The 5875-nt window shown below is 71.9% G+C and carries 7 protein-coding genes and 1 pseudogene; 1 reads left to right on the forward strand and 7 read right to left on the reverse strand.

All coding sequences use genetic code 11. The features are described 5' to 3' along the window. From AC2W7J_RS14955 to AC2W7J_RS14985, 7 genes and pseudogenes are all read right to left on the reverse strand, one after another. Positions 1 to 794: DEAD/DEAH box helicase (locus tag AC2W7J_RS14955; RefSeq protein ID WP_485983348.1), on the reverse strand; the 794-nt coding region annotated here is incomplete at its 3' end. A gap of 22 nt (positions 795 to 816) precedes the next feature. Next, positions 817 to 1641, reverse strand: coding sequence for a diacylglycerol kinase family protein (locus tag AC2W7J_RS14960; RefSeq protein WP_485983350.1), 825 nt, complete (start codon positions 1639 to 1641; stop codon positions 817 to 819). A 92-nt stretch (positions 1642 to 1733) separates the two neighbouring features. Further along, positions 1734 to 2591 carry a twin-arginine translocase subunit TatC gene (tatC, locus tag AC2W7J_RS14965; protein ID WP_485983352.1) on the reverse strand — a complete coding sequence of 286 codons (858 nt, stop codon included), beginning with the start codon at positions 2589 to 2591 and terminating at the stop codon, positions 1734 to 1736. A 26-nt stretch (positions 2592 to 2617) separates the two neighbouring features. Then, positions 2618 to 2863, reverse strand: a complete 246-nt coding sequence (gene tatA / locus AC2W7J_RS14970; protein ID WP_421008300.1) for a Sec-independent protein translocase subunit TatA — start codon at positions 2861 to 2863, stop codon at positions 2618 to 2620. Between the two features lie 88 nt (positions 2864 to 2951). Then, the gene (locus tag AC2W7J_RS14975; protein WP_485983354.1) at positions 2952 to 3914 is read right to left on the reverse strand and encodes a helix-turn-helix transcriptional regulator; all 963 of its coding nucleotides are present in this window, start codon (positions 3912 to 3914) and stop codon (positions 2952 to 2954) included. Further along, the gene (locus tag AC2W7J_RS14980) at positions 3911 to 4225 is read right to left on the reverse strand and encodes a WCX domain-containing protein (RefSeq protein ID WP_485983358.1); all 315 of its coding nucleotides are present in this window, start codon (positions 4223 to 4225) and stop codon (positions 3911 to 3913) included. Before AC2W7J_RS14980 ends, AC2W7J_RS14975 begins: the two co-directional genes overlap by 4 nt. A gap of 87 nt (positions 4226 to 4312) precedes the next feature. Next, positions 4313 to 4939 (reverse strand): annotated as a pseudogene (locus tag AC2W7J_RS14985) (WYL domain-containing protein); the annotation flags it as partial. Positions 4940 to 5055: 116 nt separating this feature from the next. Here AC2W7J_RS14985 and AC2W7J_RS14990 point away from each other — a divergent pair. Further along, a partial coding sequence (locus AC2W7J_RS14990) for a DUF3866 family protein (protein ID WP_485983356.1) occupies positions 5056 to 5875 on the forward strand: 820 nt, incomplete at its 3' end.

A 5875-nucleotide genomic window follows, 5' to 3' on the forward strand; every position in this document is an offset into this window, starting at 1 on the left:
GTCACGACCACCCCGGTGGCCGCCGCGGCCACGCTGGTCGTCCTCGCCGCCACCTCCGCACGGCGGGCGCGGATGGCGTCGAGCAGCTCGGGGTTGACCTTCGCCGGGGTGCCGGCGGAGCCGTCGTCGACGAAGAGGTCGTGGACGTCGCGGCCGACCTGCATGTGCTGCCACAGCGGGACGGGGCGCTCCTCGGAGACGATGATCTCGGTGCCGCCGCGCACCTCGGCGAGCCAGGCACCGAACTCCTCGGCATTGCTGACCGTCGCCGAGAGGGAGACGACCTGCACCGAGCGGGGCAGGTGGATGATGACCTCCTCCCACACGGCCCCGCGGAAGCGGTCGGCGAGGTAGTGCACCTCGTCCATGACGACGAAGGCGAGGGTGTCGAGGGTCGTCGAGCCCGCGTAGATCATGTTGCGCAGGACCTCGGTCGTCATGACGACGACGGGCGCCTCGCCGTTGACCGAGACGTCGCCGGTGAGCAGACCGACCCGGTCGTAGCCGTGGCGGGCGGCGAGCTCGTGGTACTTCTGGTTGCTCAGCGCCTTGATGGGCGTCGTGTAGAAGGCCTTCTGCCCGCGCGCGAGGGCCAGGTGGACGGCGAACTCGCCGACGACCGTCTTGCCCGCGCCGGTCGGGGCGGCGACGAGCACGCCATGTCCCGCCTCGACGGCCTCGCAGGCGTCACGCTGGAAGGTGTCGAGCTCGAAGCCCAGACCCTCGACGAAGGGGGTGAGCTCCCCCGCGCTGCGACGGCGGGCGGCGGCATAGCGTTCGGCGGGAGAGGACATGCCCCCACGCTATGCCAGCGGCTCAGCGCACGATCGACAGCGCGCCGCGGGCCGCCTCGACCGTGGCCGGAAGCGGCGCGACCCGCTCGCCGTCGGCATAGCTGACGATCCGCTCGGTCGCCACGGTGACCCGGGCGCCCCGGATGATCTCGACCGCCGGGTGCGTCGTGTGGGTGCCGGAGAAGACCTTGGGGAAGACCGTGAGGAAGGTCGGGACGGGGATCTCGTGGACGATGACGACGTCGAGCAGACCGTCGTCGACGTCGGCGGCCGGGGCGATCTTCATCCCGCCGCCGAAGGCGCGGCCGTTGGCGATGCACACGAGCATCCCGTCGACCTCGCGCTCGGCTCCGTCGATCGTCAGGTCGTAGTGGATCGCGCCGAAGACCGGGAGCTCGCGCAGGATCGCGAGGTTGTAGCGCTGCGGACCCCGGGGCCAGGACATGCGGTTGGCGCGCTCGTTGACCACGGCGTCGAAGCCGCAGGAGAGCACGCCGAGGTAGTCGCGGACCGGCTCGCCGTCGGGGCCGCTCACCCGCCCCAGGTCCATCTGTCGCACCGAGCCCTGGAGGATCCGCTGGACCGACGCCTCGACGTCCTGCACCGGCAGCCCGAGCTCGCGGGCGTTGTCGTTGCCGGTGCCGACCGCGACGATGCCGAGCGGGACGTCGGTGTCGGCGCAGATGTTGGCCCCGAGCCCGGCGGCCCCGTCGCCGCCGGCGACGACGAGCATGTCGATGTCGACCCGTCGCCACGGCTCGGCGGGCCTTGGCCTCGGCCCGCGCGGCGTCGAGGCCGGTGAGATCGACGACCTCGCGTCCGCCGGCTTCGAGGAGGTCGGCCACACGGGTGCCGATCTGCTCCCCGCGGTGCTTGCCGGCGGTGGGGTTGACGAGCAGGCCGATGCGATCGGCAGTCACACGGGTCATGGACCCGAGACTAGGTGAGCGGTGACGCCTCGTCGTCCGAGAGGTCCGACCAGTCGGGCTCCTCGCCCCGCTCGATCCGCCGCCTGTCGATCCAGAGGCAGATCGCGAGGGCGACGAAGTACAGGACGCACAGCGGCCCGGCGAGCAGGAACATCGTGAAGGGGTCCGGCGTCGGGGTGATGATCGCCGAGGCGATGAAGATCAGCAGGATCGCCATCCGCCAGGACTTCTTGAGGGTGCGGCCGGGCAGCACGCCGATGGCGCACAGCCCGACGAGGAAGACCGGCAGCAGCCACGCCAGGCCGAAGGCGAGGATGAATCGGGTGATGAAGGTGAAGTAGTCGCTCGCCTGCTGGATGTTGCTCGACTTGTCGTCGTCGGGGGTGAAGCCGAAGAGGATGAGCAACGCCTTGGGCAGCGTCTGGTAGGCGAAGAAGCAGCCGGCGAGGAAGAGCGGCAGGGCCGTCCCGAAGACGCCGAGCGACAGGCGCTTCTCGCGCTTGGTCAGCCCCGGGAGGATGAAGGCCCAGATCTGCCAGAGCCAGATGGGGCTGGAGATGATGACCCCGGTGAAGATCGACAGCCCGAGCTGGGTGGAGAAGGCCGACGTGGCATTGCCGAAGTTCAGCGTGACGACGCTGCCGGGGTTGGCCTTCTTGTACTCGGTGAAGGGCAGGGTCAGCTGCTCGTAGACACCGCCGTAGGTCCACGGCCCGACCTGCACGGGGTTGTAGATGATCCACCCGACGACCGCGCCCACGACGATCGCGGCGGCGGCCTTCATCAGCCGGTTGCGGAACTCGAGGAGGTGCTCCTTGAGCGGCATCCGCCCCTCGGGGTCCTTGGGCGTGCGGGGGCTACGGGCCATGCGTGCGGAGGGCGAAGGGAGGGTGCTCAGGCGACCGGGCCGGACTGGTTGTCCGTGCGCGGCTTGGCCTCGTCGATGACGGCATTGCCGTCGGTTGAGGTACCGGCCTCACGCGTGCGCTTGGCCTCCTCGCGCTGGCGGTCCTCTTCCTTCATCTCGTTGACCTCGGCCTTGAAGACCCGGGCCGACTTGCCGAGGCTACGGGCGGCATCCGGCAGCTTCTTGAAGCCGAAGAGGAGCAGGATGACGACCAGGATGAGGATGATTTCCATGGGACCCAGAGTGGGCATGGCAAGACCTTTCGGATGGCGACCAACAAGTTGCAGTGTATGCCCGGACCCTGAGGGGCGCTGACGCCCCTCAGGCGGGGTCGTAGGCGGCGAGGGCCTGCGTCGCGTGCGCCGTGACCGCGGTGCGCAGCGCCTCGGGCTCGACGACCTCGGCCGCGCCGCCCAGGCGCAGCACGAGTCGACGCAGGAAGCCCTCGTTGCTCGTCGGCAGGGTGACGACGAGGTCTTCACCCGAGGTTTCCCGAGATGTCACCGGGTAGTACTCCGCGACCCAGTGGGCGGACGGTGCCAGGCGCAGGGTGACGGGCAGGTCGCCCTCACCGCGCTGGTAGGCGCCTGCGCTCAGGTCTCGTCGCACGGCGTCGGCCGGGGGCTCGGACGGCACGTCGAGCACCTCGACGGCCTCGATCCGGTCGGTGCGGAAGAGGCGCACGTCCTGGGCCCGGTGGCACCAGCCCTCGAGGTACCAGTGGCCCTCGACCCGGGCCAGCCGCATCGGGTCGACGTCGCGCTCGGTCCGCTCGTCCCGACTGGGCACGTGATAGGTCAGGTGCACCCGGCGACCGGCCGAGAGCGCGTCCTGCAGCACCGAGCGGGTGCGCCCGGCCTCGGTGTCGTCGTCGACGACCATGACCCGGTCGACGCCGGGGATCGCCCCGGCGACCTCCTCGAGCTTGGCCAGTGCCCGCTCGACGGCGCTCGACTCCCCCGCCTCGAGGGCCGACAGGGACCGCAACCCGACGATGAGGGAGATCGCCTCGTCGACGCTCAGGCGCAGCGGCCTGGCGATCGTGTCGGCATTGCTGACGAAGACCCGCCCGCCCTCGTAGCTGACCTCGATGAGCTCGTCGGTCATCGGGCCGTAGCCGCACATGAAGAGCAGGTCGAGGTCCTTCTTCAGCTGGTCCTCGGTGATGCCCAGCCCCTCGGCGGCCCGGGAGATCTCGATGCCCTGTCGTCCGACGAGCCACGGGACCATCGTGAGCAGCCGCTCGACCCGGCTCGTCGCGGTCTCGACCTGCGGCCGGCTCATCGGCTGCTCCCTTCGTGCGTGGTGACAACGGCCTGCAGCCGGTCGACGACGGCCGTCCGCAACTGCCCCGGCTCCTCGACGACGACGTCGCTGCCGTGGCTGACGACCTCGCTGACGAAGCCGTCGAGGTCGGAGTGGTCGAGCTCGACGCGGTCCCACTCGCCGTCGAGCGAGTCACCGAGGTGGCCCGGCGGCGCAGGCCGTGGCCGGTGCCGACGCGCACCCGCAGCGCGACCGGCGAAGGCCTGACCCGGGGCCGGGTCGGTGGCGGCGATCATCGAGACGGGGTCGAGGTCGTCAGGGACGGGCACGGTCGGTGCCTCCCCCGTCGACGTGACGGCCGAGGCGATCCGCGACAGCCGGAAGACCCGCGCCGCCTCGCGGTCGAGGTCGTGCCCGACGAGGTACCAGCGGCCGTGCCAGGCGGTGAGGTACCACGGCTCGACGTGGCGGGTCGCGACCCGCCGGCGCCGGGCCGCGCGTAGTCGAAGCGGACGGGCGTGGACTGCAGCACGGCGTCCTTGAGCGGCTCGAAGGCCGGCTCGGTGCCGCCGAGCTGCGGCTCGAGACCGACGAAGGGGTCCTCCCCCACCTCGTCGTCGGCAGCGATCTTGCGCCAGGCCGTCGCGGCCGTGCCGGCCATCGTCGCGTGCGCCCACGCCCGGCTGGCGAGTCCGACCACGGCACGCTCGTCGGTGGTCAGCTCCACGGGGGCCAGGGCGTAGTCGCGCCGGTCGATGCGATATCCCTGCTCGTCCTCGAAGACCCCGATCTCCTCGGTGACGAGCGGGATCCCCATGGCCCGCAGGTCCTCCTTGTCGCGCTCGAACATCCGGTCGAAGGCCTCGTCGGACTCGACCGACCGGTAGGCCTCGACCATGCGCCGGATCCGCTGCTTGGGCAGGGGGATCCGGGTGCTGAGCAGGCTCATCGTGAGGTTGAGCAGGCGCTCGGTCTTGGCCGCGGGCGTGTTGGGTGCTGCCACATCGCTCCCTTCGTCGTCCTGAGGCTAACCTGCCGCACATGATCCACTGGCGCAGCGGCACGGTCCGCGAGATCGGCCGCGCCCGGCGTGGCGCGGTGCGCCTGGTCGTCGACGTCGACGGGGTCGCCACGCCCGCGCTCGCCCTGCCCCGAGCTCGTGGGCACCCCCGAGGTCGGCGACACCGTCCTGCTCAACGTCTCCGCCCTGCGCCGTGGGCTGGGCACCGGTGGGCACGCCCTCGTCGTCGCCGACGCCAGCCGCCTCCCGGCGGACCCCGCCGACGGGCCCGGCCACATCGTCAAGGCGCGCTACACACCCCTGCAGCAGATGGTCCTCGCGCTCGAGGAGCAGGAGTCACCGCACCACGAGGCGATGCGCGAGCACCCGGCCGTCGCCGCCGGTGACCTCCAGGGGATGCCGGTCGTCGTCGCGGAGCTGCACTCCGCCCTGCCTGCGGTCCTCGTGGGGCTGCGCGCCGCCCGCCCGCAGGCGCGGGTCGGCTACGTCATGACCGACACGGCGGCGCTCCCCTTCGCCCAGTCGGACCTCGCCGCCGTCCTCGTCGACGCCGGGTGGCTCGACACGACCATCTCGGCGGGGCAGGCCTTCGGCGCGGAGCACGAGGCGATCACCGTCCACTCCGCGCTGCTCGCCGCGCGGCACGTCCTCGGCTGCGACGTCGTGGTCGTCGCGCAGGGGCCGGGCAATGCCGGCTCGTCGACGACCTGGGGGTGGTCGGGCCTGGCGACCGGCGACGTCCTCAACGCCGTGCACGTGCTGCGGGGCCGCGCCATCGCCGTGCCCCGGGTGTCCGCGAGCGACGCCCGGGCGCGGCACCTCGGGCTCTCGCACCACACGACGACCGTCCTGTCGCGCGTGCTGCTCGGCAGCGCCGACGTCGTCGTGCCCGACGACGCGACCGACCCGTGGCCGCGCGTCCGCGACGCAGGTCAGACCGCGGTCGCGGCCTCGGCCG

Source organism: Janibacter sp. CFPM2_SD2 (assembly GCF_057364645.1).

Excerpts from the sequence above, each read along its gene's own strand:
- tatC (WP_485983352.1), bottom strand. The coding sequence starts at position 2,591 with ATGGCCCGTAGCCCCCGCACGCCCAAGGACCCCGAGGGGCGGATGCCG.
- tatA (WP_421008300.1), bottom strand. The coding sequence starts at position 2,863 with ATGGAAATCATCCTCATCCTGGTCGTCATCCTGCTCCTCTTCGGCTTC.
- AC2W7J_RS14975 (WP_485983354.1), bottom strand. The coding sequence starts at position 3,914 with ATGAGCCGGCCGCAGGTCGAGACCGCGACGAGCCGGGTCGAGCGGCTG.